Here is a 26,616-nt window from a genome sequence, read left to right on the forward strand (position 1 = left end):
TCTTCGGCCATTTGCAGACAGACCACAACCACCGTCAAAAGCCTTGCCAAATGGCAGCGGCTTGACATAGGAGAGACGTATGGGCACTCTCCGCGTCGGCGTGATCGTCCCGTCCCCGCCGTTCAACGGCATGGACGGTGAAGCCGGCCTCGACATCGACCTCATGACGGCCATCGCCGAGGCGATCGGGGAGACGGCGCAGTTCATCCCCTCCGAGGGCGCGACGGTCTTCGACGCCCTGTCCGCCGGCGACCTCGACTGCATCGCCGGTGTCACCGTGACCGATGAGCGTGAACACCGGGCCGCCTTCGGCCCGCCCTACCTCATCACCGGACAGGCCATCGCCGTCGACACCGCACGGCTGCCCCACGTGCACGCGGCCGAGGACCTGGCCGGCCTGACCATCGCCGTCGAGCGCGACAACCCCAGCCGGCAGGTCGCCGAGAACCTCGTCGAACAGGGCCGCGCCGGACGGACCGAGCCCCACGGCGACCTGGCCACGGCGCTGTCCGATCTGTCCGCCGGCCGGTGTGACGCCGTGATGGCGCTCGGGCCGACGCTGACCGAACTGACCAAGAAGCTCCCGGGCGTCGAGGTCGTCCAGAAGGGGCTCTCCGTCGAGAACATCGCGGTCGCCGTCGCCGGGCACGACCAGCAGTTGCTGAGCCGGATCAGCGTCGCGCAGGCCGAGTTGGAGGACGCGGGCACGCTGCAGCAGATCCGCCGCAAATGGCTGGGCAATCCGTACGCCGACCAGAGCCTGGCCGTGCACTGACCAGCCCGCGCGCTCGAAATCCGGCCCCACTAGGCTGGCGGGCGAGCAATTCACCGCCAGGCAGACAGGGGAGATCCACGTGACCATCCGGGTAGGCGTCAACGGCTTCGGCCGCATCGGCCGCAACTTCTTCCGGGCGTTGGCCGCCCAGAAGCTCGAGGGCAAGAACACCGATGTCGAAATCGTGGCGGTCAACGACCTCACCGACAACGAGACCCTCGCCCACCTGCTGAAGTTCGACTCGATCCTCGGCCGGCTGCCGTTCGACGTCTCCGTGGACGGCGAGACCATCAACGTGGGCGGCGACGCGCTCAAGGGTCTGTCGATCAAGGAGGGCCCGTCGGCGCTGCCCTGGGGTGACCTGGGCGTCGACGTCGTCGTCGAGTCGACCGGCATCTTCACCAAGCGCGACAAGGCCCAGGGCCACCTGGACGCCGGCGCCAAGAAGGTCATCATCTCCGCGCCCGCCAGCGACGAGGACATCACGATCGTGCTGGGCGTCAACGACGACAAGTACGACGGCAGCCAGAACATCATCTCCAACGCGTCGTGCACGACGAACTGCCTCGGTCCGCTGGCCAAGGTCCTCAACGACGAGTTCGGCATCGTCAAGGGACTGATGACGACGATCCACGCCTACACCCAGGACCAGAACCTGCAGGACGGCCCGCACAAGGATCTGCGCCGCGCCCGCGCCGCCGCGATCAACATCGTCCCCACCTCGACCGGCGCCGCCAAGGCCATCGGCCTGGTCCTGCCGGAGCTCAAGGGCAAGCTCGACGGCTACGCGCTGCGGGTGCCGATCCCCACGGGCTCGGTCACCGACCTCACCGCCGAACTGGCCAAGCCGGGAACCGTCGACGACATCAACGCCGCGATGAAGGCCGCCGCCGAGGGTCCGCTCAAGGGCATCCTCAAGTACTACGACGCGCCGATCGTCTCGAGCGACATCGTCACCGACCCGCACAGCTCGCTGTACGACGCCGGCCTGACCAAGGTCATCGACAACCAGGCCAAGGTCGTCTCCTGGTACGACAACGAGTGGGGCTACTCGAACCGCCTCGTGGACCTGGTCGCGCTAGTGGGTAAGTCCCTCTAAATGGCCGTCAAGACGCTCGACGATCTGCTGAACGACGGCGTTGAGGGTCGGGGCGTCTTGGTGCGCTCCGACCTCAACGTCCCTCTGGACGACGACGGCGCCATTTCTGACCCCGGCCGCATCATCGCCTCGGTGCCGACGCTCAAGGCGCTCGCCGAGGCCGGCGCGAAGGTGATCGTGACCGCCCACCTCGGGCGGCCGAAGGGCGGACCGGATCCGAAGTACTCGCTCAAGCCCGTCGCCGCCGCGCTGGGCGAGCAACTCGGGCGGCACGTCCAGCTCGCCGGCGACGTGGTCGGCACCGACGCGCTGGCCCGTGCCGAGGGGCTCACCGACGGTGATGTCCTGCTGCTGGAGAACATCCGATTCGACCCCCGCGAGACCAGCAAGGACGACGACGAGCGCCGGGCGCTGGCCAAGGCCCTGGTCGAACTCGTCGGTGACGACGGCGCGTTCGTCTCCGACGGCTTCGGCGTGGTGCACCGCAAGCAGGCCTCGGTGTACGACATCGCGACGCTGCTTCCGCACTATGCGGGCACGCTGGTGGCCGCCGAGGTCAAGGTGCTCGAACAGCTGACCAGCTCGACCGACCGCCCCTACGCGGTGGTGCTGGGCGGCTCCAAGGTCTCCGACAAGCTGGCGGTGATCGAATCGCTGGCCAAGAAGGCCGACAGCCTCGTGATCGGCGGCGGGATGTGCTTCACCTTCCTTGCCTCGCAAGGGGTTCCGGTGGGGAAGTCACTGGTGCAGCCGGAGATGGTCGACACCTGCCGCGAGCTGCTCGACACCTACGCCGACGTGATCCACCTGCCCGTCGACATCGTCGTGGCACCCGAGTTCTCCGCCGATGCCGAACCGGAAACCGTTGCGGCCGACCGCATCCCGGAGGACAAGATGGGTCTCGACATCGGCCCCGAGTCGGTGAAGCGGTTCGCCAACCTGCTGTCGAACGCCAAGACGGTGTTCTGGAACGGCCCGATGGGCGTGTTCGAGTTCCCGGCGTTCGCGGCGGGCACCAAGGGGGTCGCCGAGGCGATCATCGGTGCGACGGGCAAGGGTGCGTTCAGCGTCGTCGGCGGCGGCGACAGTGCCGCGGCGGTGCGCCAACTCGGCCTGCCCGAGGACGGCTTCTCGCACATCTCCACCGGCGGCGGTGCGTCGCTGGAATACCTCGAGGGCAAGGAACTGCCCGGCATCCACGTACTGGAGTCCTAGACCATGGCCCGTAAGCCGCTGATCGCCGGCAACTGGAAGATGAACCTCAACCACTTCGAGGCCATCGCGCTGGTGCAGAAGGTCGCCTTCTCCCTGCCGGACAAGTACTTCGACAAGGTCGATGTGACGGTCATCCCGCCGTTCACCGACCTGCGCAGCGTGCAGACGCTGGTCGACGGCGACAAACTGCGCCTGACCTACGGCGCACAGGACGTCAGCCAGCACGACTCCGGTGCCTACACCGGCGAGATCAGCGGCGCGTTCCTGGCCAAGCTGGGATGCACGTTCGCCGTCGTCGGGCACTCGGAGCGCCGAACCTACCACCACGAGGACGACGCCCTGGTGGCGGCGAAGGCCGCCGCCGCGTTCCGGCACGGCATCACCCCGATCGTCTGCATCGGTGAGCACCTCGAGGTGCGTGAGGCAGGCAACCACGTCGAGCACAACGTCGAGCAGTTGCGCGGTTCGCTGGCGGGGCTGACCTCCGAGCAGGTCGGTCAGGCCGTCATCGCCTACGAGCCCGTATGGGCGATCGGCACCGGCCGGGTGGCCAGTGCCGCCGACGCGCAAGAGGTGTGCAAGGCGATCCGGGACGAGCTGGGCAAGCTCGCCTCGCCACAGCTGGCCGCCGGGATCCGGGTGCTGTACGGCGGGTCGGTGAACGCGAAGAACGTCGGGGAGATCGTCGCCCAGGAGGATGTGGACGGCGCGCTGGTCGGTGGCGCCTCCCTCGACGGCGAGCAGTTCGCCACCCTGTCGGCGATCGCCGCAGGCGGGCCCCTGCCCTGAGCACGGGCTCGCGGCCTGTAGGCTGTCCGCCATGGTTCTCGCACTGCAGATCACGCTGATCGTCACCAGCTTGCTGGTGGTGCTCCTGGTGCTGCTGCATCGTGCCAAGGGCGGCGGGCTGTCCACGCTGTTCGGTGGCGGCGTCCAGTCGAGCCTCTCGGGCTCCACGGTCGTGGAGAAGAACCTCGACCGGCTGACCCTGTTCGTCGTCGGCATCTGGGTGGTCTCGATCGTCGGCGTGGCCCTGCAGATCAAGTACAGCTGACCCCGTCGCACCCGTCACAGCCCGGTTGCGGCGGGCTCGCGGTGGGTATCGAACTGTCATGGCTCGAGACGACAATCCCGATATCAGCGAAGTGATGGTGCCGACCGAAGAGGTGCACCCCGATCACCGTGAGCACGCGAAGGAACCGCGTCCGGTCGACGACGACGAACTGGCCCGCCGCGCTCAGCACGAGCGGGACATCACCGGCGCGGACAAGCCCGCCGGCTCGATGTAACTCAGACGTCTGACCCGATCCCACGTCCATCGTCCCGTGGACCCGCCCGCCATGCGGCGGGTCCACCGGGCACCGATACTGGAACGCATGGCTGACCTCCCTGACGCGCTCGAACCGATCGGCTCGGTGACCCGGACCGAGGTCGGCCGCGAAGCCAGTGAGCCGATGCGCGAAGACATCCGGCTGCTCGGCGCCATACTCGGGGACACGGTCCGCGAGCAGAACGGCGCGGAGGTGTTCGACCTCGTCGAACGCGCCCGGGTGGAATCCTTCCGGGTCCGCCGCTCCGAGATCGACCGCGCCGACCTGGCCGGGATGTTCGACGGCATCGGCGCCCGCGCCGCGATACCGGTCATCCGGGCCTTCACCCACTTCGCGCTGCTGGCCAACGTGGCCGAAGACATCCACCGGGAGCGCCGCCGGGCCGTGCACGTGGCTGCCGGAGAGCCGCCGCAGGACAGCAGCCTCGCCGCGACGTACGCGAAACTCGACTCCGCTCAACTGGATTCCGGCGAGGTGGCCGCCGCGCTGACCGGGGCGCTGGTCTCGCCGGTGATCACCGCCCACCCCACCGAGACCCGCAGGCGCACGGTCTTCGACACCCAGCACCGCATCACCGACCTCATGCGCCTGCGCTCGCACGGGCACGACACCACCGACGACGGCCGCGATGTCGAACTGGAATTGCGCAGGCACATCCTCACGCTGTGGCAGACCGCGCTGATCAGATTGTCGCGCTTGAAGATCCAGGACGAGATCGAGACCGGGCTGCGTTACTACCAGGCCGCGTTCTTCGACGTGATCCCGCGCGTCAACGCCGAGGTCCGCTCCGCGCTGCAGTCTCGGTGGCCCGACACAGATCTGCTGGCCGAACCGATCCTGCGGCCCGGCTCGTGGATCGGCGGCGACCGCGACGGCAACCCCAACGTCACCGCGGAAGTGGTGCGGCTGGCCACGTCTCGCGCCGCGTACACGGCGTTCGAGCACTACTTCGAGGAGCTGACCGGGCTCGAGCAGGAATTGTCGATGTCGGCGCGGCTGGTGCGCGTGAGCGACGAGCTCACCGCACTCGCCGACGCGTGCCACGAGGCCGCCCGCGCCGACGAACCGTACCGCCGGGCGCTGCGGGTGATCCACGGCAGGCTCACCGCCACCGCCGGCGAGATCCTCGACGTCCAACCCGAACACGAACTCGACCTCGGCCTGGACCGCTACGCCACGCCGGCCGAGTTGCTCGCCGACCTCGACGTCGTCGACACCTCACTGCGGCACAACGGCAGTGCCGTACTCGCCGACGACCGGCTGCTCCGGCTGCGGGAAGCGGTGCGGGTCTTCGGTTTTCACCTGTCCGGCCTCGACATGCGGCAGAACTCGGACGTCCACGAGGAGGTCGTCGCGGAGCTGCTGGCATGGGCCGGTGTGCATGCCGACTACGCGTCGTTGTCCGAGCCGGACCGCATCGACATCCTGGCGGGCGAGCTCGCCACCCGTCGCCCCCTCACCTCCGAGAAAGCCGAACTCTCCGAACTGGCGCGCAAGGAACTCGACATCGTCAAGGCCGGCGCGCGTGCGGTGCGGGTGTTCGGTCCGCAGGCGGTCCCCAACTACATCATCTCGATGTGCGAGTCGGTGTCCGACATGCTCGAGGCCGCCATCCTGCTCAAGGAGGCGGGTCTGCTCGACGTCTCCGGCGACGAACCCTACGCGCCGGTGGGAATCGTGCCGCTGTTCGAGACGATCGACGACCTACAGCGCGGATCGTCGATCCTCGAAGCGGCCCTCGACCTCCCGCTGTACCGCGGCATGGTCGCCGCGCGCGGCGACAGTCAGGAGGTCATGCTCGGCTACTCCGACTCGAACAAGGACGGCGGCTACCTGGCCGCGAACTGGGCGCTCTACCGCGCCGAACTCGACCTCGTCGAGTCGGCCCGCAAGACCGGTATCCGGTTGCGGCTCTTCCACGGTCGCGGCGGCACCGTCGGCCGCGGCGGAGGACCGAGCTACGACGCGATCCTGGCGCAGCCCCCGGGCGCGGTGAACGGTTCGCTGCGCATCACCGAACAGGGTGAGGTGATCGCCGCCAAGTACGCCGAACCGCGTATCGCCCACCGCAACCTCGAGACACTGGTCGCCGCGACACTGGAGTCGACGCTGCTCGACATCGAAGGTCTCGGGGGGCTGGCGAACAGGGCCTACGAGGTGCTCGACGACGTGGCGGCGCGGGCGCAGCGCGCCTACGCCGAACTCGTCCACGAGACACCAGGTTTCGTCGACTACTTCAAGGCCTCGACACCGGTCAGCGAGATCGGCGCCCTCAACATCGGCAGCAGGCCGGCCTCACGAAAGCCGACGACTTCCATCTCCGACCTGCGGGCGATCCCGTGGGTGCTGTCGTGGAGCCAGTCGCGGGTCATGCTGCCCGGCTGGTACGGCACCGGCAGCGCGTTCGAGCAGTACGTCGACGAAGGAGAGGCCGGGGGTGAGGACCGGTTGGCGGTACTGCAGGACCTCTACCGGCGGTGGCCGTTCTTCCGGACGGTGCTGTCGAACATGGCTCAGGTGATGGCCAAGTCGGATCTGGGCCTGGCCGCGCGGTATTCGGAGCTGGTAGAGGACAAGGACCTGCGCCGCCGGGTGTTCGACAAGATCGCCGACGAGCACGCGCGCACCATCCGGATGCACAAGCTGATCACCGGTCAGGAAGACCTGCTGGCCGACAACCCGGCACTGGCGCGGTCGGTGTTCAACCGGTTCCCCTACCTCGAACCGCTCAACCACCTGCAGGTCGAACTGCTCCGCCGGTACCGGTCGGGGGAGGACGACGAGCTGGTGCAGCGCGGCATCCTGCTCACCATGAGCGGGCTGGCGACAGCGCTGCGCAACAGCGGCTGAATCGTTGCTGCCGCAACCGTGGCTGAATCGTTGCTGCCGCAACCGTGGCTGAATCGTTGCTGCCGCAACAGCGGCTGGTCACAAACCGGTGCTGCGACGCACGGCGTTGAGCGCGCCGCGCACCGCGTTCTCCGTCGCGGCCAACGGGCCCAGCACGGCCTCGCCCATGCCGACGAGGCGTTCGACGCGGCCGACGATGCCCTCCATCCGGTCGACCACCGCGGTCAGTCGCGGTGCCAGCGCGTTGATCTGGTTGATGGTCTCGTTGAAGCGCTCCAGTGTGACGTCGAGGTTGGCCGTCGACCTGTTGAGGTCGTCGAGGGTGTCGCTGAGCCCGTCGAGGATGGTGTCGACCTGTTCGACCGTCACGTCGGCGTTGAGCGCCGCCTGCGCGAGTTTCCTGATGCGCTCAGTGCCCGTGCGCGTGGTACCCCGACCGCTTCTGTCAACCATGATCGCCATTATGACGGGTCGGGGAACCGCCGACGCGGTCTCGACGTCTCAATTGCGTGCAGTCCCGCGCATGCGAGAACCCCCGGAGGCCCTCCACGGTCGACACGGCGACCTCGGCCGCCGAGTACGAAGCCGGGCATGCCGATGGCCGCGCCTACCGGGCCCGCGGAACCGGCAACGCCGGGTGCCCCACAGAGGTAAGGTGGCCGCGTTCGTCCGAGGGTAGAGGCCTCATGCCAGTGAAGCGGCCGCAGTCGACAGCAGCCACAACCGAGTCGGCCACGTCGTCCGACGTGGTCACGGAGCCCTCATGTGTCGACGAGGACGAGCCGACCACCCCACCGACCCGCCCGCCGCGCGGCGAACGCGGTTGGAAGAACGTGGGCGTCTGGGTGGTCCTTCCCGTTCTCGCGTTCCTGCTGGCCATCGCCGCCGGTCTGCTGAAATGGCAGTACGCGGGTCTGCACGGCTCGGACGTCGCCGCGGGGCCGGCGCTGCAGGCCGCCAGGGACGGCACCGTGGCGATGCTGACCTATCGACCCGACACGGTCGAGCAGGATCTGACCACCGCACGCGACTTCCTGACCGGTGACTTCCGCGACTCCTACTCCTCGCTCGTCAACGACGTCGTCATCCCCGGCGCCAGAGAACAGCAGGTTTCCGCGGAGGCGAAGGTGGCCGCCGCCGCGACGGTGTCAGCCGGGGTGAACCGTGCGGTGGTGCTCGTCTTCGTCAACCAGACCACCGCCATCGGGAACGGTCCGCCCTCCGACCTGGCCTCCACCGTGCGGGTCACGCTCGACAACGTCGGCGGCCGATGGCTGATCTCCGACTTCACGCCGATCTGAGCAGGGTGATCGGCGATGCGGGCGACGAAAGTCCTCACGATCCCGGCCGTGGCCGTCGTCGGCGCCGCGATCATCGGCACATCCGCCCCGGCACGGGCCGACGAGGTCGCCTACCTGGTCAACGTGACGGTGCGGCCTGGCTACCACTTTCCCAGTGCCGCAGCAGCTCTGGCTTACGGGTACGGCCTGTGCGACAAGGTCTCGCGGGGCCGCAGCTATCCCGATCTGGTCGGCGATGTGATGACCGACTTCGGCACCTCCGACGAGATGCAGGCGTCCTACCTCATCGGGCAGGCCGTCGGGGAACTGTGCCCGGCGCTGATCTGGCAGCTGCGCAACTCCGCAGCCGGGTATCGGTCGGCACCCTGAGAGACAGGGGGAATGGCGTGAAACGGCGCGACTACAGGTACATCGGCTACGCCTGCCTGCTGGTCGGGGTGGCACTGCCCGCGTCGCCGCAGGCGTACGCCGACAACAAGAGGCTCAACGACGCAGTGGTGGCCAACGTCTACACCGTCCAGCGTCAGGCGGGCTGCACGAACACCTTGAGAATCGAACCGCGCCTGCAACTCGCCGCGGAGTGGCATACCAGAGATCTGCTCGTCAACCGTGCCCTGAACGGAGACATCGGATCGAACGGTTCGACACCGGCGGACCGGGCAGCGGCCGCGGGCTTCCGCGGAGAGGTCGCCGAGACGGTCGCGATCAACCCGGCCCTGGCCATCAGCGGGGTGGAACTGATCAACCGGTGGTACCACGACCCCACCTACCTCGCGATCATGCGGGATTGTCGCTACACGGCGATCGGTGTCTGGTCGGAGAACAGCCTGGATCGAACCGTCGTGGTGGCCGTCTACGGATCCGGATGACGAGCAGCGCCGTACCTCAGAGCACAACCGACACCGGGCCCATCGGCGTGCACACCCGCGTCGGAGGATTTCCGAGGAGCGCGCAACCGCGACCGGTCGCGGTGTAGGTGGATCCGGGCCGCCACGGGCGGAACTCCAAACTCGCTGGGAGCCAAGCACCTTTGGTTCGGCACTGGGTGCCCTCGTCGGCTCGGATGCACGCGGTCACCTCGACCGGGAACGCCTCGCCCCGGCACCCGGTCACCGACATCGTGGTGGCCACCACGGCGGTGCCCGACGGTTGATCGATCCGACGCGGCGGGTCGAGCCGGTACGAGCACGCCGCCTGCGCGGGCTGCGCCGGGATGTCCGGCGGCGCCGCCCAACCCGATGCGGCCGGTCCGAATACGCACGCCACCGCCACCAGGAGCGGTACGACCGCACGTGGGTGAGCGCGGGGCACGGCGGGTGTGGACGCTTCGGTCATCACGCGACCTCCTGCACATCCGGGCCGGCGCGCAGGCCGACACTGTAGCGGCATCCGGCGAGATTCGCGGCGATTCCGCGAGGCCCGACCACCCCGCCTCCACATCGTCCTTGAGTTCCGGAAAGCACCGATACGCGCCTATACCAGATGTTAACGTCGTCCGCATTTCGGTAGAAGCCCGTTTCGGAGGGGAAGGTGTTCGCCGGCGGAGACAAGCACCCACAACCACTCACCGGTTCGGCGAGTCGGTCGTGACTGTTCCGGCGGCGGTGGCCAAACCCTTACGGGGGTTCGGGGGCTTCTACTCGATGGTTCTCGACACCTTCGTGCAGATGTTCCGGCCGCCCTTCGCGTGGCGGGAGTACATAGCGCAGTCCTGGTTCGTCGCCCGGGTGTCGCTGCTGCCGACCCTGATGCTGACGATTCCGTACACGGTGCTGCTGACGTTCATCGAGAACATCCTGCTCACCGAGATCGGCGCCTCGGACTTCTCCGGAACCGGAGCGGCGCTGGGCTCGGTCAGGCAGATCGGACCCATCGTGACCGTGCTCGTCGTGGCGGGTGCCGGCGCCACCGCGATGTGCGCCGACCTGGGCGCTCGAACCATCCGTGAGGAGCTCGACGCGCTGCGTGTCATGGGCGTCAATCCCATTCAGGCGCTGGTCGTTCCCCGCGTACTCGCCGCCACCACGGTGTCACTGGCGCTGTCGGCCACGGTCATCCTGGTCGGACTCGCCGGCGCCTACTTCTTCTGCGTCTACATCCAGCATGTGAGCCCGGGCGCGTTCGCCGCGGGTCTGACGCTGATCATCGGCGCGCCCGACGTGGTGATCGCCTTGATCAAGGCCGCCCTGTTCGGTCTGTCGGCCGGTCTGATCGCCTGTTACAAGGGGATTTCCGTCGGCGGTGGGCCCACCGGGGTCGGCAACGCCGTCAACGAGACCGTCGTGTTCACGTTCATGGCGTTGTTCGCGATCAACATCGTCGCAACGGCCGTCGCGATCAAGGTCACGCTGTGACCGCCGTCAGCGCCGCCGCCCGCGGCGGGGTCCAACGCAGGCTCAAAGCCTGGGCGGCAGCGTGGAATCGGGTCGGAAGGCAGGTCAAGTTCTACGGTCGCACGCTGGGGTCCATCCACTACGTGCTGATCCACTACCGCATCGAGCTGATCCGGATCATCGCCCAGATGGGCCTCGGTGCAGGTGCACTCGTGGTGATCGGTGGGACGGTGGCGATCGTCGCCTTCCTCACGGTGACCACCGGGGCCCTGGTCGCCGTGCAGGGCTACAACGATTTCTCCGAGCTCGGCGTCGAGGCCTTCACCGGCTTCGCGTCCGCATTCTTCAACGTGCGACTGATCGCGCCGGCCACCACCGCGATCGCACTGTCGGCCACCATCGGCGCCGGTGCCACCGCGCAGCTCGGGGCGATGCGCATCAACGACGAGATCGACGCGCTGGAGGTGATGTCGATCCGCTCCGTCGCCTTCCTCGCCTCCACGCGGGTGATCGCCGGATTCATCGTGGTGATTCCGCTGTACTGCGTGGGAGTGCTGGCGTCGTTCTGGGCGGCCCGGTTCGGCACGACGGTCCTCTACGGACAGGCGACCGGGGTGTACGACCACTACTTCCGGACATTCCTGAATCCGACCGACCTCATCTGGTCGTTCGTCCAGTGCACCGCGCTGTCGGTGGTGATCATGCTCGTCCACACGTATTACGGCTACCACGCGCGGGGCGGTCCGGCCGGGGTCGGGGAGGCGGTCGGCCGGGCAGTGCGTGCCGCGCTGATCTTCTCGGCGTTCGTGCTGGTGATGCTCTCCCTCGCCGTGTACGGGCAGTCCGGCAACTTCAACCTGGCGGGATAGCGCCATGGATGATCGAGACGGAGGCCTGCACCCGGGGTGGTACACCCTGATCCTGCTGGTGGTCTTCGTCGTATCGGTGACGCTGACGTATGTGCTGTTCACCGGCTCGTTGAGATCCGTTGTCCCGGTTACCGTCACATCCGACCGCTCCGGCCTGGTGATGGAGACCAACGCCCGGGTCAAGATGCGCGGGGTGCAGGTCGGGCGGGTGTCGGGGATCATCGGCGGCCGGCAACCGGTGGCGTTGGAGCTCGAGATCGACTCCGACCAGATCCAGTACATCCCCGCGAACGTGGAAGCGCAGATCCGGGCCACCACGGTATTCGGCGCCAAGTTCGTCGACCTGGTCTACCCCGGCGACCCCAGCCCGCAGCGACTGGCGGCCCACCAGGTGATCGAGTCGCGCAACGTGACCAGCGAGGTCAACACCGTCTTCCAGAACCTGGTCGACGTGCTCGATCAGATCGACCCCGCCAAGCTCAACAGCACGCTGTCCGCGCTGGCCGAGGCGCTCCGCGGCCAAGGGGAACGGATCGGTCGGACGATCACCGACGGCAATGCGGTTCTGCTGGAATTGAATCCGCGCCACGAGACGGTGACCGCGGACCTGCGAGCGGTCAAGCGCTTCAACGACACGTTCAGCGCCGCGGCGCAGGACATCCTGGGCACACTGGACGCACTCAGCACCACGAGTACCACGATCGTCAGCCGGTCGACGCAACTCGACGCCCTGCTGCTGGCCACCATCGGGCTCTCCGATTCCGGGATCCGACTGCTCGCACCGAATCAGGCCAACCTCATCAGGGCCGTCAACGTGCTCGAGCCGACCACCGATCTGCTGTACAAGTACAACCCGGAGTACACGTGCCTGCTGGTCGGCGCGAAAACCCTGCTCGACAAGGGTGGTTACGAAGCATCGGGAGGCGACGGCCGCACCCTGATACTCGACACCGCATTGTCGCTCGGCGACGACCCCTACCGGTATCCGGACCATCTGCCCGTCGTCGGGGCCAAAGGGGGGCCCGGTGGCGAACCGGGTTGTGGCTCATTGCCGTTCGTCGACGACAATTGGCCGGTTCGCAACCTCGTGACGAACACCGGCTTCGGGACCGGACTGGACTGGCGGCCCAACCCCGGCATCGGGTTCCCCGGGTGGGCGAACTACTTCCCGGTCACCCGCGCCGTCCCGGAACCGCCGAGTATCCGAAACCTTTTCGGTGGCCCGGCGATCGGGCCGGTCCCGTATCCCGGTGCCCCGGCGTACGGTGCCGACCTCTACGCGCCGGACGGAACCCCGCTGTGGCCGGGGCTCCCGCCGGCGCCGCCGCCCGGCGCGCCGCGCGAGCCCGGACCCACACCCGGTTCGGAACCGTTCGTGGTCCCGCATCCGGCGCAACTGCAGCCCACCCCGTTGCCGCCCGCTCCGGCACCGCAAGGCCGTCCATGAGCATCGACGAGTGGAGGTGAGAAACCGTGAGAACACGAATCCTTCATGACGCGGTGCGGCTGACGGTGTTCCTGGTCATCTGCACGTTGGGCGTGTTCGGCCTGTTCGCGGTCTTCGGTCAACTTCGCTTCGGTGAGAAGACCGCCGGCTACCGGGCCGAGTTCACGAACGTGACCGGACTGGAGGGCGGCGACTTCGTGCGCATCGCCGGAGTCGAGGTCGGACAGGTCGAGAAGGTCGAGATCCAGCCCGACACCACCGCGCTGGTCGAGTTCACCGCCGACCGCTCCGTACCGCTGACCGAAGCCAGCCGCGCGGTGATCCGCTACGACGATCTGATCGGCGGGCGCTACCTGGCCCTCGAAGAAGGCGCAGCGGATGCCGCGCGGCTCGCCCCCGGCGGCACGATTCCGGTGGCGCAGACCTCGCCGGCACTCGACCTGGACGCGTTGATCGGCGGCTTCCGCCCGCTGCTGCGGGCGCTGTCGCCGGATCAGGTCAATGCCCTGTCCGGCCAGCTGATCCAGGCGCTCCAGGGGGAGGGCCCGACGATCAACTCATTCCTGGCCCAGACCGCAGCGCTGACCAGCACGCTGGCCGACCGGGACCGGCTGATCGGCGAGGTGATCGTCAACCTCAACGTGGTGCTCGGCTCGCTCGGCGACCAGAGTGACCAGTTCGGCACCGCGGTCGACGCACTCGCCGGACTGATCGAAGGCCTGGAGGCCCGCAAGGAGGACATCACCGACGGTGTCGCCTACACCAACGCAGCCGCCGCCGGCATCGCCGGCCTGCTGAGCGAGGCCCGGCCACCTCTGCAGAAGACCGTCCGGGAGACGGACCGGGCCGCCGGGATCGTGGTCGCCGACCACGAGTACTTCGACAACGTGATCAACACCCTCCCGGATGCGTACCAAGCGCTTGCGCGACAAGGCATCTACGGCGATTTCTTCAGCTTCTACCTGTGTGATGTCGTGCTGAAACTCAACGGCAAGGGCGGCCAGCCCGTGTACGTCAAGGTGGCGGGCCAGTCCACCGGAAGGTGCGCACCGAGATGAAGACCTTCGCCGAGCGCAACCAGATCGTCATCGGCACCGTCGGGCTCGCCGTCACCGCGGGGATCATCGTCGGATCGCTGCAGTACGACAAGCTGCCGATCTTCAAGGCCGGCCATGACTACTCGGCGTACTTCGCCGATGCGGGCGGACTGACCGCCGGCACCATCGTCCAGGTCTCCGGTTTCGCGGTCGGTGAGGTCTCGTCCATCGCACTCGACGGCCCGAAGGTGTTGGTCAACTTCACCGTGGACAAGGACATCCGGCTCGGCGACCGCACCGAGGCGGCGATCAAGACGAGGGGCCTGCTCGGAACCAAGATGCTCGAGGTCACCTCTCGTGGGGACGGTCGGCTGGAGGGCACCATCCCGATGGAGCGCACCCGGTCGCCCTATCAGTTGCCCGACGCGCTGGGCGACCTGGCCACCACGATCAGCGGGCTGAACACCAGCCAGCTGTCCGACTCCCTGAGGGTGCTGGCGGAGACCTTCTCCGACACCCCACCGGAGCTGCGTCTCGCGGTCGAGGGCGTGGCTCGGTTCTCTCGGACACTCAACGAGCGCGACGCCCAACTGCGCGGCCTGCTCGCCAACGCCAACAAGGCCACCACCGTGCTCGCCGAGCGCAGCGACCAGATCGTGAGTCTGGTGGCCGACACGAATTCGCTACTGGCGCGGCTGCGCACACAGAGCGCCGCCATCGACGAGTTGTCCGCCAACATCTCGGCGCTCAGCGTTCAGCTGCGGGGTGTCATCGCCGAGAACCGCGCGACGTTGCGCCCCGCGCTGGACAAGCTCAACGGTGTGCTGACGATTCTCGACAACCGTAAGGAGCGACTGCAGAAGTCGATCAAGCTGCTCGGTGACTACTCGATGTCGCTGGGCGAATCGGTCTCGTCCGGTCCCTTCTTCAAGACCTATGTCGCGAATCTGTTGCCGGGACAGTTCGTCCAACCGGCCATCGATGCGGCGTTCTCGGACCTGGGTCTGGATCCCAGCGTGTTGCTTCCGTCGGAGCGGACCGACCCACCCGTCGGCCAGCCGGGCACGCCGGCGCTGCCGATGCCCTATCCGCGGACCGGTCAAGGCGGCGAACCGCATCTGACACTCCCCGACGCGATCACCGGTAAGCCGGGCGATCCGCGGTATCCCTACCGCGAGCCGTTGCCCGCCCCGCCACCGGGCGGCCCTCCGCCGGGACCCCCTGCCGCGGCGCCGCCCGGGCTGGAGTCGACACCGCAGCCGACGCCGTCACCGGTGTTCGTACCCGCACCGGGTGAGGTGCCGCCGGCCGACGACGGGGGGCGACCGTGACCCGCCGCGCTCGGCCATGGCTGGCCGCTGTCCTGGTGGCGCTGTTGGTCGTCGGCACGGTCGTGGCCCTTCGGACCGCCAATACCGTCGACCGCACCCACGTCGTGGCGTACTTCGAGAACAGCAACGGCGTCTTCGCCGGCGACGACGTCAGCATTCTGGGTGTGCCGGTCGGCAAGATCACCGCGATCGAACCGCAGCCCGAGCGGGTCCGCATCTCGTTCTGGTACGACAGCCGGTATCAGGTACCGGCAGACGTCAAGGCCGCGATCCTGTCGCCGACGGTGGTGACTGCCCGGGCGATACAACTCACCCCCGCCTACACCGGTGGGCCCGTGCTGGCCGACAACGCGGTCATCCCCCGAGAACGCACTGCGGTCCCCGTCGAATGGGACGACGTCCGTGCGCAACTGGCGGAGCTGACCGCACAGTTGCAGCCAACCGAGCCCGGCGGCGTCAGCCCTCTGGGGTCGGCCATCAACACCACCGCCGACAACCTCCGGGGGCAGGGCGCCGACATCCGCGAAACGCTCGTCGAACTGTCCCAGGCGGTGTCGGCTCTCGGGGATCACAGCACCGACATCTTCGCCACGGTCAAGAATCTGGCGATCCTGGTCTCGGCACTGCAGGACAGCACCGACGTGATGCGTCGACTCAACGAGAACCTGGCTGCCGTGACCGGTCTGCTCGCCGATGATCCGGGCGAGGTGGCCAGGGCGGTGGGCGATCTCGGTGGCACCGTGGGTGAGGTCCGGGATTTCGTCGCGGACAACCGTGAAGCGCTCGGCACGACGTCCGACAAGTTGGCGGGTGTGACACAGGCGCTGACCGACAGCCTCGACGACGTTGAGCAGCTGCTGCACGTGGCGCCGACCAGTCTGCAGAACTACGTGAACATCTGGCAGCCCGCACAGGGAGCGGTGAGCGCCGTGCCGATGATCAACAACTTCTCCGACCCGATCTCGTTTCTCTGCGGGGCCGTTCAGGCCGCCTCCCGACTCGGAGCCGAGCAGGCGGCGAAACTGTGTGTGCAGTATCTGGCGCCGATAGTCAAGAACCGCCAGTACAACTTCCCGCCGTTGGGTCAGAACCTCTTCGTCGGCGCGACGACGCGGCCGAACGAACTGACCTACAGCGAGGATTGGCTACGCCCGGACTACATACCGCCGGACGGGCCGGCCCGACAGCCGGCGCCTGCCGAGGTGACCACGCCGAGCCCGGCCGCCGGCCCGCCGCTGGCCGCCGAGGCGACCACGCCGAGCCCGGCCGACGGACTTCACGGCCTCATGGTGCCTCCGGGAGCGGGACCGTGACCGCGTCGGGGTGGGCTCGTCTCGCGGCGGGTGTCGTCGTGGTGCTCAGTGGCGCGCTCACCGGCTGCGCCGACTGGCGCGGGCTCAATTCGCTTCCCCTGCCGGGGGTTCAGGGGGCGGGGCCGGGGGCGTTCACCGTCCGCGCTCAGATGCCGGACGTGGACAACATCGAGCCGAACTCCCGGGTCCGCGTCGGGGATGTCAACGTCGGCACCGTCACCGGGATCGAGCGCGAAGGGTGGCACGCCCTGGTCACCATGGACCTGAACGAGAACGTCGATCTGCCCGCCAACGCCACCGCCCGACTAGGTCAGACCAGCCTGTTGGGATCGCTGCACATCGAACTCGCGCCGCCCACCGATGTGCCACCGCAGGGCCGGCTCCACGACGGATCGTTGATCCCGCTGTCGTCCGCGGGAGCGTTTCCCAGCACCGAGGAGGCGCTCGCGGCGATGGCCATGCTGCTCAACGGCGGCGGGCTCGGCAACGTCTACGACATCACCGACGCGTTGAGCACCGCCTTCGCCGGGCGCGAGAACGATGTGCGCAGCCTGATCGAGCAGATCGACCAGGCCACCGGTCATCTCGACGACCAGAAGAACGACATCATCGCGGCAAGCGAGAGCCTCAACGACCTGGTCGGCCAGTTCGCCGAACAGAAACCCGTGGTGGACAGGGCGTTACAGACCGTTCCGGCGGCGCTGGCCACTCTCAGGGATGAGCGGGAGAAACTCGCCGAGGCGCTCGTGCAGCTGGGCAGGTTCAGCGCACTGGCCGCCGACTCGGTGAACCAGACTCGCGACGCGCTGGTCCAGGAACTGCGCAACCTCGGCCCGGTACTGCAGTCGCTGGCCGACGCCGGCCCGGCGCTGACTCGCGCGTTGAGCTTCCTGCCCACGTTCCCGTTCCCCAAGGAGACGCTCACCAACTGGATGCGGGGCGATTACGCGAACCTGACGCTGATCGTCGACATGACGCTCAGCCGGATCGATTCGGGATTCTTCACCGGTACCCGGTGGGAGGGCGACCTCACCGAGCTGGAACTGCAGTGGGGTCGCACGATCGGGCAGATGCCCAGCCCGTACACCAAGGGCAACCCGTTGATCATCCCCTACCGGTGGGACCAGGAGCGCTGACATGCGACTGACCCGGCGGATCCTGATTCAGATGGCCATCTTCGCCGTCGTGGCGACCAGCGCGCTCGTGATCATGGTCTTCGGGTACATGCGCGTGCCGGCCCTCCTCGGAATCGGTCAGTATGAGGTGACGCTCGAGTTGCCGGAGTCCGGCGGTCTGTACACCCGCGGCAACGTCACCTACCGCGGTGTCGAGGTCGGCACCGTCAAGAGCGTTGCGCTGACCGATTCCGGTGTGGCGGCCGAGCTCTCGCTCGATTCGGATGTCAAGATCCCCGTCGACGTCGACGCCGAAGTGCACAGCGTGTCCTCGGTGGGAGAGCAGTTCGTCCAACTCGTCCCGCGCAGCGGTGCCGGCCCGGCGCTGCGGGACGGCGACGTGATCCCGCGGGACCGGGCCACCGTCCCGACCGACGTCAACACGCTCCTGGACCAGGTGAACCGCGGGCTGGCGGTGATCCCCCGGGACAATCTGAAGACGGTGGTCGACGAGGCGTCCGTTGCGGTCGGCGGACTCGGGCCGGACCTGCGCCGGTTGATCGACGGGACGGCCACGCTGGCGGCGGACGCGCGCACCCACCTCGACCCCCTCACCACGTTGATCGACCGCTCGCAGCCGGTACTGGACTCGCAATCCGATACCGCGTCGTCCATCCGAGCCTGGGCGGCGAACCTGGCCAGTGTCAGCGATCAACTGCGACAGCAAGATTCGGCGTTGGCCGGCATACTCGACGTGGGGCCTGCGGCGGCCGACGAGGTGCGCGCCCTGCTGGATCGACTGCAGCCGACACTTCCGATCCTGTTGGCCAACCTCGTGAGCGTGGGAGAGGTGGCGCTGACCTATCAGCCGAGCCTCGAGCAACTGCTGGTGCTGTTCCCGCAGGGCACCGCGGTCACGCAGGGGGTGGGGGTGGCCCGGCGTAACACCCTCCAGGATTACCGGGGTGACTACCTGGTCTTCAACCTGAACCTCAACCTGCCGCCGTCGTGCACCACCGGCTTCCTGCCCGCTCAGCAACGCCGAGTGGCCACCTTCGAGGACTACCCCGACCGACCGGCGGGGGAGTTGTACTGCCGGGTGCCGCAGGATGCCGCGTTCAACGTGCGCGGCGCACGCAACCTGCCCTGCGTGACGGTGCCCGGTAAACGCGCACCGACCGTGAAGATGTGCGAGAGCGACGAATCCTACGTACCGCTCAACGACGGCTACAACTGGAAGGGCGATCCCAACGCGACGCTGTCGGGGCAACCCGTACCCCAGCCGCCTCCCGGGACGCCACCCGCGGCACCGGCGCCGCCGGTGCCGCCGGTGCCCATCGCCGCTGCCGAATACGACCCGGCGACCGGCACGTACGTCGGGCCCGACGGGCGGGTGTACAACCAAGCCGATCTGGCTCCGAGCGTCCCGGAGGAGAGAACGTGGCAGAACATGCTGCTGCCCCCGACGAAGTAGTCGACACCCCGGCCGAACCCGACGAGGACCCCGACCACGAGCACGGTGACGAGCACGGCGAGGCCGATGAGCCGAGGAAGGTGGCGCCCGCCGCATCCACGGCGGTGTCCCGGCGGTCGGCGGGCATCGTGGGGTTGATGATCGTGGCGGCGCTGGCGGTCTCGGTCGGGTGGCTGGGATACCGCACCTACGAGCTGCATCAGGCGGACCGGCTACACGAACGGTTCGTCGAGGTGGCCCGTCAGGGGGCGCTCAACCTGACCACCATCGACTGGCAGCGGGCCGATGCCGACGTCCAGCGCATCCTCGAGTCGGCGACCGGCGCCTTCCTCGAGGATTTCCAGCGCCGATCCGGGCCGTTTCTCGACGTGGTCCAGCAGGCTCAGTCGACATCGGTGGGGACGGTCACCGAAGCCGCGCTCGAGTCCTCCTCCGGTGACGATGCGAAAGTGCTTGTCGCGGTGAGTGTGAACACGTCGACCGGCGCGGTGCCGGAGCAGTCCCCACGCGCATGGCGGATGCGGATCACCGTGCAGCGACTCGGTGACGAGATCAAGGTGGCCAACGTGGAGTTCGTGCCGTGACCAGTCGTCGCTAGAGCCGGGACGCGGCGTCCTCGTCGAGGAACCACACCGTCGCCTCACGCCCGACAGCTCCGGCCGCCGGCCAGTCATCGGGGTCGGCGCCGCCCGCGGCGGCCGCAACGGCCTCCGCCTTGCCGTCACCCGACACCACCAGCCACACCTCGCGGGAACGCTGAATCGCGGGCAGTGTCAACGTGATCCGCTGCGGGGGCGGTTTGGGGGAGTCCGGCACCCCGACCACCATGCGGGTGGTCTCCCGCACCGCCGGGGTGTGCGGGAACAGCGAGTTGACGTGGCCCTCCGGGCCCATGCCGAGCAGGTGCACGTCGAACACCGGCGTCGGTTCGTCCCCTTCGGCCTGCCCCGCCAGCACCTGCTCGTAGGCCAGTGCGGCGGCGTCGAGGTCGTCGCCGAACTCACCGTCGGCGGCAGGCATCGCGTGCACGTTGGCCGCCGGGATGGCGATGTGGCTGAGCAGGGCTTCGCGGGCCTGCTTGTCGTTGCGCTCGTCGTCGGCCTCGGGCACGTAGCGTTCGTCGCCGAAGAACACGTGCACCTTCGACCAGTCGATGCGGTCGTCGTGGGTGCCGAGGCGCGCCAGCAGCTTGATACCGGTGCCGCCGCCGGTGAGCACGATGTTCGCCCGCCCGCGCTGCTCGACGGCGGAGACGATCTCGTCGGCGAGCCGGTCGCCGACGGCGTCGACCAGCGCATCACCGTCGGGGTACTTGCGTATAGAGGCCGTCATACGTACTCCACCTTCTCGATTCCCTGCAGTGCCTCGAAGTAGATCTCGTCGGCATCGAGGCGCCGCATGTCTTCGGCCAGGCACTCGCGAGTCTCTCTGCGCGCCAACGGAACCAACGCGTCCGGCTTGGCGGTTCGGGTGATCTTCGCGGTGATGCCCTCTTGGGGGCGACTCAACGTGATGGTCTCGCTGTCCCGGACGAGCTCCACCTTGAGTTCGCCCACCGCGCGCTGCACCGGGCCGTCGATCCGGCTGGCCAGCCAGCCCGCCAGCACGTCCAGGGCGGGCTCGGTCTCCAGGCCCGACACCAGCGCCGAGTTGATCTTCTCGTGGGGGGCTTGATCCACCGCCGCGGTCAGCAGCGCACGCCAGTACGTGATCCGGCTCCACGCGAGGTCCGTGTCGCCGGGGGTGTAACCGGAGAGCCGATTCTTGATCGACGACAGCGGATCGATTCCGTTGGTGGCATCGGTGATGCGGCGAAGCGCGAGTTTGCCCAGCGGATCCTGTGCGGGGACATCGGGTGCCACGTCCGGCCACCAGGTGACGACGGGCGTATCGGGCAGCAGGAACGGCATCACCACGCTGCTGGCGTGGTTGGCCAGCGGTCCCGAGAGGCGAAGTACCACCACCTCGTTGGCGCCGGCGTCGCTGCCGACGCGCAACTGGGCGTCCAATTGCGCCTTCTCTGCGCGCCGGTCGCCGGGCGCGACCACGATGACCCGACACGGATGCTCGCGGCTCGCGGCGTTGGCCGCGTCGATCGACTCCTCGAGAATCGCCTCGGTGTCCGGGGCGATGACCAGGGTGAGCACGCGGCCCAACGTGATCGCGCCGCCCTCTTCGCGCAGCGCCTGGATCTTCTTGTTGATGGCACCGGTGTTTGTGTCGGGCAGGTCGATGATCACGGCTCGACTCCTCCTCGCTCCGCTCCTCGCTCGTGCCTCGCTGCGATGCTCACTCGTCGTCGCCTTCGATGATCACGGCCGCCTCCACTCGCGGCCGGTGCGGCGCAGCATCTCGAACGCCGAATCCGGTCCCCAGCCACCGGATTGGTAGGGGTCGGGTTTCCCGTGGGAAGCCCAGAAGTCCAATGCGGGATCGAGGATCTTCCACGCCAGTTCGACTTCCTCGTTGACCGGGAACAGCGACGGCTCGCCCAGCAGGACGTCGAGGATGAGCCGCTCGTATGCCTCGGGCGACTCCTCGGCGAATGCCGATCCGTAGGAGAAGTCCATACTGACGTCGCGCACTTCCATCTGGTTGCCGGGGACCTTGGATCCGAATCGCAGTGTGATGCCCTCGTCGGGTTGGACCCGGATCACCAACGCGTTCTGCCCGAGCTCCTCGGTCATGGTGGCGTCGAACGGGAGATGCGGCGCGCGTTTGAAGATCAGTGCGATCTCGGTGACCCTGCGCCCCAGGCGTTTCCCGGTGCGCAGATAGAACGGGACGCCGGCCCAGCGGCGCGTGTCGACGTCCACGGTGATCGCGGCGAACGTCTCGGTGGTGGAGGTCTGCGAGAAACCCTCCTCTTCCAGCAGGCCGACGACGCGCTCGCCGCCCTGCCACCCCGCCGTGTACTGGCCTCGCGACGTGGTCTGGTCCAGCGGCTCGACGAGCCTGCTGGCCGAGAGCACCTTGATCTTCTCGGCCTGCAGCTCGTCGGGTGAGAAGCTGACCGGCTCCTCCATGGCGGTGAGCGCCAACAGCTGCAACAGGTGGTTCTGGATGACATCGCGTGCGGCGCCGACACCGTCGTAGTAACCGCCCCGCCCGCCGAGCCCGATGTCCTCGGCCATCGTGATCTGCACGCTGTCCACGTAGTGCGAATTCCACACCGGCTCGAAGAGCTCGTTGGCGAACCGCAGCGCGAGGATGTTCTGAACGGTCTCCTTGCCGAGGTAGTGATCGATCCGGAAGACCGACGACTCGGGGAAGACGTTGTTGACGATCGCGTTGAGGTCCTCGGCGCTCTTCAGATCGTGACCGAACGGTTTCTCGATGACGACGCGGCTCCAGTGGCCGTCGGTCTTGGTGGCCAGCCCCGTGCGGGAGAGCTGTTCGAGCACCTGCGGGAACGCCTTCGGCGGGATGGACAGGTAGAACGCGTGGTTGCCGCCGGTGCCGCGCTCGGCATCGAGCTTGGTCAGTGTCTCGGCGAGCTGCTCGAACGCCTTCTCGTCGTCGAAGGTGCCCTGGACGAACCGGATCCCCTCGGCGAGCCGGTCCCAGACCTCCTGGCGGAAGGGCGTGCGGGCGTGCTGCTTGACCGCGTCGTAGACGACCTGGCTGAAGTCCTCGTCGGCCCAATCCCGCCGAGCGAACCCGACCAGCGAGAACGTCGGCGGCAGCAGACCCCGGTTGGCGAGGTCGTAGATGGCCGGCATGAGCTTCTTCCGCGCCAGGTCGCCCGTCACGCCGAAGATCACCACACTGCAGGGACCGGCGATCCTCGGCATCCGCTTGTCGCGCTTGTCCCGAAGCGGATTACGCCACTCGGTGGCGGCAGCGTCGGCGCCCATGCCGGCTCAGGACTTCTTCTCGTCCAGCTGGCCCTGCGTGGCCTCGAGCAATTCCTGCCACGACTTCTCGAACTTCTCGACACCTTCCTGCTCGAGCACGAGGAAGACGTCGCGGACGTCGATGCCGACGGCGTCGAGTTCGTCGAACACCGCCTGCGATTCGGCGGCCCTGCCGGTCACTGTGTCACCGGTGATCACGCCGTGGTCGGCGACGGCCTCGAGCGTCTTCTCCGGCATCGTGTTCACGGTGTTCGGCGCGACGAGTTCGGTCACGTAGAGCGTGTCGGAGTAGTCCGGGTTCTTCACCCCGGTCGACGCCCACAGCGGCCGCTGCACACGGGCGCCCGCGGCCTTGAGCTCCTCGAACCGCGAGCCACCGACGAAGACCTCCTCGTAGGCGGCGTAGGCCAGCCGGGCGTTGGCCACCCCGGCCTGACCACGCAGTGCGAGTGCCTCCTCCGAGCCGATCTTCTCCAGGCGCTTGTCGATCTCGGTGTCGACGCGCGAGACGAAGAACGACGCCACCGAATGGATCGTCGACAGGTCGTGGCCGGCCTCCTTGGCCTTCTCCAGGCCCTCCAGGTAGGCGTCCATCACCGCGCGGTGACGTTCGACGGAGAAGATCAGCGTCACGTTGACCGAGATGCCCTCGGCGATCACCGCGGTGATGGCAGGCAGGCCCGCCTCGGTGGCCGGGATCTTGATCAGCAGGTTCGGCCGGTCGACGATCTTCCACAGCTCGATGGCCTGCAGGATCGTCTTGTCGGAGTCGTGCGCCAGTCGCGGGTCGACCTCGATGGACACCCGGCCGTCGACACCAGCGGACAGCTCGTACTGCTTGGCGAGCACGTCGCACGCGTTGCGCACGTCGTCGGTGGTGACGGTGCGGATGGTGGCGTCGACGTCGGCGCCCCGCTCGGCGAGCTCCTTCACCTGTGCGTCGTAGGCGTCACCGGCCGAGAGCGCGGCCTGGAAGATCGACGGGTTCGTGGTGACCCCCACGACGCCGCGCGTGTCGATGAGCTCCTGCAGGTTCCCGGTCTGCAGCCGTTCCCGGGACAGGTCGTCGAGCCATACGGACACTCCGGCGGCCGACAGAGCGGCGGTGTTGGCGTTCTGGGTCATGGTGTTGCCTTTCAGCAGTGCTGTGGGTCAGTTGGCGATCGATCGCTCCGCGGCGGCGGCCACGGCCTCGGCGGTGAAGCCGAACTCGCGGAACAACGTCTTGTCGTCGGCGGACTCCCCGTAGTGCTCGATGGAGATGATCTCGCCGGTGTCGCCGACGAGCTTGTACCAGCTCTGGGCGACGGCGGCCTCCACGGCGACACGCGCGGAGACGGTGGGCGGCAGCACGCTGTCGCGGTACTCCTTCGGCTGCGACTCGAACCACTCCACACACGGCATGGACACGACCGCCGCGTCGATGTCCTTGTCCGCCAACAGCTTCTTCGCCTCCACCGCGAGCTGCAGTTCCGAGCCGGTCGCGATGATGATCACGTCGGCCCCGGTGGCGTCACCGCCGCCGAGGACGTACCCGCCGCGGGCGACACCGTCGGAGTCGGTGCCCTCCAGGACCGGGATGCCCTGACGGGTCAGGATGAAACCGACCGGGCCGCTGCCGTTTCCGCGGGCGACGATGCTGCGCCAGGCGTAGGCCGTCTCGTTCGGGTCACCGGGCCGGACCACCGACAGGTTCGGGATCGCCCGCAGCGCGGCGAGATGCTCGATCGGCTGGTGCGTCGGCCCGTCTTCGCCGAGACCGATCGAGTCGTGGGTCCAGATGTAGATGGTGTCGATGTCCATCAGCGACGCCAGCCGCACCGACGGCCGCATGTAGTCGGAGAACTGCAGGAACGTCCCGCCGAAGGCGCGGGTCGGGCCGTGCAGCACGATGCCCGACAGGATCGCGCCCATCGCGTGTTCGCGCACACCGAAGTGCAGCACCCGGCCGTACCAGTCGGCGGTGAAGTCGCTGGTCGAGATCGACGGCGGTCCGAACGACCTCACACCCTTGATGGTGGTGTTGTTGCTGCCCGCGAGGTCGGCCGAACCGCCCCACAGCTCCGGCAGCTTCGGGGCGACGTCGTTGAGCACCTGGCCGAACGCGGCACGGGTGGCGACGGCCTTGCTGCCCGGCTCCCAGTGCGTCAGGTCGGCGTCCCAACCCTCGGGCAGCTCCTGGGCCAGCAGCCGGTCGAGCAGCTTCTTGCGCTCGGGTTCGCGTTCGGCCCATGCGTCGAACTCCGGCTGCCACTTCTCGTGGGCCTCGCGGCCCCGCTCGACGAGCTTGCGGGTGTGTTCGATGACCTCGTCGCGCACCTCGAACGTCTTGGCCGGGTCGAAGCCGAGGATCTCCTTGACCGCCGCGACCTCGTCGTCGCCGAGTGCTGAGCCGTGCACGCCGCCGGTGTTCATCTTGTTCGGCGCCGGATAGCCGATGATCGTGCGCAGCGCGATGAACGACGGCTTGTCGGTGACCTTCTTGGCCTCCTCGATGGCGGCCTCTATGCCGACGACGTTCTCCCCGCCCTCGACCTCCTGCACGTGCCAGCCGTAGGCGCGGTAACGGTCGGCGACGTTCTCCGACAGCGCGATGTTCGTGTCGTGCTCGATGGAGATCTGGTTCTGGTCGTAGAAGACGATCAGGTTGCCGAGCTGCTGGGTCCCCGCCAGCGACGAGGCCTCGCTGGTCACGCCCTCCTCGATGTCCCCGTCCGAGGCGACGACGTAGATGAAGTGGTCGAACGGGCTGGTGCCCGGCGCGGCATCCGGGTCTAACAGACCGCGTTCGTAGCGCGCCGCCATCGCCATGCCCACGGCCGAGGCGAGGCCCTGGCCGAGCGGGCCGGTGGTGATCTCGACGCCCTTGGTGTGCCGGAACTCGGGATGGCCCGGCGTCTTCGACTTGAAGGTCCGCAGCGACTCGATGTCGTCGAGTTCGAGGCCGAACCCGCCGAGGTAGAGCTGGATGTAGAGGGTCAGGCTCGAATGGCCGCAGGACAGGATGAACCGGTCCCGGCCCAGCCAGTGCACGTCGCTCGGGTCGTGCCGCATCGTCCGCTGGAACAGCGTGTACGCCAGCGGCGCCAGACTCATCGCGGTGCCGGGGTGGCCGTTGCCGACCTTCTGGACGGCGTCGGCCGCCAGCACCCGGACGGTGTCGACCGCGGCGGAGTCCACCTCGGACCAGTCGTCGGGATGGTGGGCTTCGGTCAGCGTCGCGATCTCGTCGACGGTGGTCACTGGCTCGCTCCTCGGTGGCATGTTGG

General features: G+C 68.1%; 25 protein-coding genes and 1 pseudogene. 19 read left to right on the forward strand and 7 right to left on the reverse strand.

Translation table 11 applies throughout. The annotated features are described in order from the left end of the window. The first annotated feature begins 79 nt into the window (after nucleotides 1-79). The 7 genes from AU195_RS12490 to ppc all read left to right on the forward strand — a co-directional run bounded on the left by AU195_RS12490 (nucleotide 80) and on the right by ppc (nucleotide 7,270). A complete protein-coding gene (locus AU195_RS12490) occupies nucleotides 80-775 on the forward strand; it encodes an ABC transporter substrate-binding protein (RefSeq protein ID WP_059159392.1) in 696 nt (231 codons plus the stop codon). A 79-nt stretch (nucleotides 776-854) separates the two neighbouring features. Further along, nucleotides 855-1,874 (forward strand): type I glyceraldehyde-3-phosphate dehydrogenase, encoded by a 1,020-nt coding sequence (gene gap, locus AU195_RS12495; RefSeq protein ID WP_059159393.1) that lies wholly within the window; start codon nucleotides 855-857, stop codon nucleotides 1,872-1,874. Beyond that, nucleotides 1,875-3,089: a phosphoglycerate kinase gene (locus AU195_RS12500; protein WP_059159394.1), complete on the forward strand. Its 1,215-nt coding sequence runs from the start codon at nucleotides 1,875-1,877 to the stop codon at nucleotides 3,087-3,089. It abuts the gene before it with no gap. A 3-nt stretch (nucleotides 3,090-3,092) separates the two neighbouring features. Next, nucleotides 3,093-3,878, forward strand: coding sequence for a triose-phosphate isomerase (tpiA, locus tag AU195_RS12505; RefSeq protein ID WP_059159395.1), 786 nt, complete (start codon nucleotides 3,093-3,095; stop codon nucleotides 3,876-3,878). Between the two features lie 31 nt (nucleotides 3,879-3,909). Continuing rightward, nucleotides 3,910-4,143 (forward strand): preprotein translocase subunit SecG, encoded by a 234-nt coding sequence (secG, locus tag AU195_RS12510; protein WP_011559804.1) that lies wholly within the window; start codon nucleotides 3,910-3,912, stop codon nucleotides 4,141-4,143. Between the two features lie 58 nt (nucleotides 4,144-4,201). Further along, complete coding sequence (locus AU195_RS25940) at nucleotides 4,202-4,378, forward strand: hypothetical protein (RefSeq protein WP_172800558.1); 177 nt, start codon at nucleotides 4,202-4,204, stop codon at nucleotides 4,376-4,378. A gap of 87 nt (nucleotides 4,379-4,465) precedes the next feature. After that, complete coding sequence (gene ppc, locus AU195_RS12515) at nucleotides 4,466-7,270, forward strand: phosphoenolpyruvate carboxylase (RefSeq protein ID WP_059159448.1); 2,805 nt, start codon at nucleotides 4,466-4,468, stop codon at nucleotides 7,268-7,270. 78 nt (nucleotides 7,271-7,348) lie between these two features. Here ppc and AU195_RS12520 read toward each other — a convergent pair whose 3' ends face one another. Further along, nucleotides 7,349-7,723, reverse strand: a complete 375-nt coding sequence (locus AU195_RS12520; RefSeq protein ID WP_059159449.1) for a hypothetical protein — start codon at nucleotides 7,721-7,723, stop codon at nucleotides 7,349-7,351. 233 nt (nucleotides 7,724-7,956) lie between these two features. Here AU195_RS12520 and AU195_RS12525 point away from each other — a divergent pair, with 233 nt between their 5' ends. From AU195_RS12525 to AU195_RS12535, 3 genes and pseudogenes are all read left to right on the forward strand, one after another. Further along, nucleotides 7,957-8,571 (forward strand): Rv1363c family protein, encoded by a 615-nt coding sequence (locus tag AU195_RS12525; RefSeq protein WP_059159396.1) that lies wholly within the window; start codon nucleotides 7,957-7,959, stop codon nucleotides 8,569-8,571. A gap of 15 nt (nucleotides 8,572-8,586) precedes the next feature. Further along, nucleotides 8,587-8,940 carry a DUF732 domain-containing protein gene (locus AU195_RS12530; RefSeq protein ID WP_059159397.1) on the forward strand — a complete coding sequence of 118 codons (354 nt, stop codon included), beginning with the start codon at nucleotides 8,587-8,589 and terminating at the stop codon, nucleotides 8,938-8,940. A 41-nt stretch (nucleotides 8,941-8,981) separates the two neighbouring features. Next, nucleotides 8,982-9,431: pseudogene (locus AU195_RS12535) on the forward strand (CAP domain-containing protein); the annotation flags it as partial. 25 nt (nucleotides 9,432-9,456) lie between these two features. Here AU195_RS12535 and AU195_RS12540 read toward each other — a convergent pair. Next, the gene (locus AU195_RS12540) at nucleotides 9,457-9,906 is read right to left on the reverse strand and encodes a toluene tolerance protein (protein ID WP_286149227.1); all 450 of its coding nucleotides are present in this window, start codon (nucleotides 9,904-9,906) and stop codon (nucleotides 9,457-9,459) included. Nucleotides 9,907-10,214: 308 nt separating this feature from the next. On the opposite strand from AU195_RS12540, the gene AU195_RS12545 reads away from it, so the two are divergent. Genes AU195_RS12545 through AU195_RS12585 form a run of 9 tightly spaced genes read left to right on the forward strand, consistent with a single transcriptional unit; the run spans nucleotide 10,215 to nucleotide 20,074 of the window. Continuing rightward, entirely contained in the window at nucleotides 10,215-10,925 is a 711-nt protein-coding gene (locus AU195_RS12545; protein WP_059159452.1) for an MlaE family ABC transporter permease, read from the forward strand. Next, on the forward strand, nucleotides 10,922-11,773 hold the full coding sequence (locus tag AU195_RS12550; protein WP_059159398.1) for an ABC transporter permease: 852 nt from the start codon (nucleotides 10,922-10,924) through the stop codon (nucleotides 11,771-11,773). Before AU195_RS12545 ends, AU195_RS12550 begins: the two co-directional genes overlap by 4 nt. A gap of 4 nt (nucleotides 11,774-11,777) precedes the next feature. Continuing rightward, nucleotides 11,778-13,220, forward strand: coding sequence for an MCE family protein (locus tag AU195_RS12555; protein ID WP_059159399.1), 1,443 nt, complete (start codon nucleotides 11,778-11,780; stop codon nucleotides 13,218-13,220). 26 nt (nucleotides 13,221-13,246) lie between these two features. Continuing rightward, a complete protein-coding gene (locus AU195_RS12560; protein ID WP_059159400.1) occupies nucleotides 13,247-14,278 on the forward strand; it encodes an MCE family protein in 1,032 nt (343 codons plus the stop codon). Then, nucleotides 14,275-15,588 (forward strand): MCE family protein, encoded by a 1,314-nt coding sequence (locus AU195_RS12565; protein WP_059159453.1) that lies wholly within the window; start codon nucleotides 14,275-14,277, stop codon nucleotides 15,586-15,588. Before AU195_RS12560 ends, AU195_RS12565 begins: the two co-directional genes overlap by 4 nt. Then, nucleotides 15,585-16,901, forward strand: coding sequence for a virulence factor Mce family protein (locus AU195_RS12570; RefSeq protein WP_059159401.1), 1,317 nt, complete (start codon nucleotides 15,585-15,587; stop codon nucleotides 16,899-16,901). The genes AU195_RS12565 and AU195_RS12570 overlap by 4 nt, the downstream gene beginning before the upstream one ends. Then, nucleotides 16,898-18,037 carry a virulence factor Mce family protein gene (locus AU195_RS12575; RefSeq protein WP_059159402.1) on the forward strand — a complete coding sequence of 380 codons (1,140 nt, stop codon included), beginning with the start codon at nucleotides 16,898-16,900 and terminating at the stop codon, nucleotides 18,035-18,037. The genes AU195_RS12570 and AU195_RS12575 overlap by 4 nt, the downstream gene beginning before the upstream one ends. 1 nt (nucleotide 18,038) lies before the next feature. Continuing rightward, nucleotides 18,039-19,490: an MCE family protein gene (locus tag AU195_RS12580; protein ID WP_059159403.1), complete on the forward strand. Its 1,452-nt coding sequence runs from the start codon at nucleotides 18,039-18,041 to the stop codon at nucleotides 19,488-19,490. Then, a complete protein-coding gene (locus tag AU195_RS12585) occupies nucleotides 19,457-20,074 on the forward strand; it encodes an Rv1363c family protein (RefSeq protein ID WP_059159404.1) in 618 nt (205 codons plus the stop codon). The genes AU195_RS12580 and AU195_RS12585 overlap by 34 nt, the downstream gene beginning before the upstream one ends. A gap of 10 nt (nucleotides 20,075-20,084) precedes the next feature. Here AU195_RS12585 and pgl read toward each other — a convergent pair whose 3' ends face one another. From pgl to tkt, 5 genes are all read right to left on the reverse strand, one after another. Then, a complete protein-coding gene (pgl, locus tag AU195_RS12590) occupies nucleotides 20,085-20,822 on the reverse strand; it encodes a 6-phosphogluconolactonase (RefSeq protein ID WP_059159405.1) in 738 nt (245 codons plus the stop codon). Continuing rightward, the gene (gene opcA / locus AU195_RS12595; RefSeq protein WP_059159406.1) at nucleotides 20,819-21,730 is read right to left on the reverse strand and encodes a glucose-6-phosphate dehydrogenase assembly protein OpcA; all 912 of its coding nucleotides are present in this window, start codon (nucleotides 21,728-21,730) and stop codon (nucleotides 20,819-20,821) included. The genes pgl and opcA overlap by 4 nt, the downstream gene beginning before the upstream one ends. Nucleotides 21,731-21,802: 72 nt before the next feature. Continuing rightward, complete coding sequence (gene zwf / locus AU195_RS12600) at nucleotides 21,803-23,347, reverse strand: glucose-6-phosphate dehydrogenase (protein ID WP_059159407.1); 1,545 nt, start codon at nucleotides 23,345-23,347, stop codon at nucleotides 21,803-21,805. 6 nt (nucleotides 23,348-23,353) lie between these two features. After that, entirely contained in the window at nucleotides 23,354-24,472 is a 1,119-nt protein-coding gene (gene tal, locus AU195_RS12605) for a transaldolase (RefSeq protein ID WP_059159408.1), read from the reverse strand. A gap of 27 nt (nucleotides 24,473-24,499) precedes the next feature. Further along, nucleotides 24,500-26,590, reverse strand: coding sequence for a transketolase (gene tkt, locus AU195_RS12610; RefSeq protein ID WP_059159409.1), 2,091 nt, complete (start codon nucleotides 26,588-26,590; stop codon nucleotides 24,500-24,502). Between the last annotated feature and the right edge of the window lie 26 nt (nucleotides 26,591-26,616).

This window comes from Mycobacterium sp. IS-1496 (assembly GCF_001499995.1).
In the GTDB taxonomy this organism is placed as follows: Bacteria; Actinomycetota; Actinomycetes; order Mycobacteriales; family Mycobacteriaceae; genus Mycobacterium.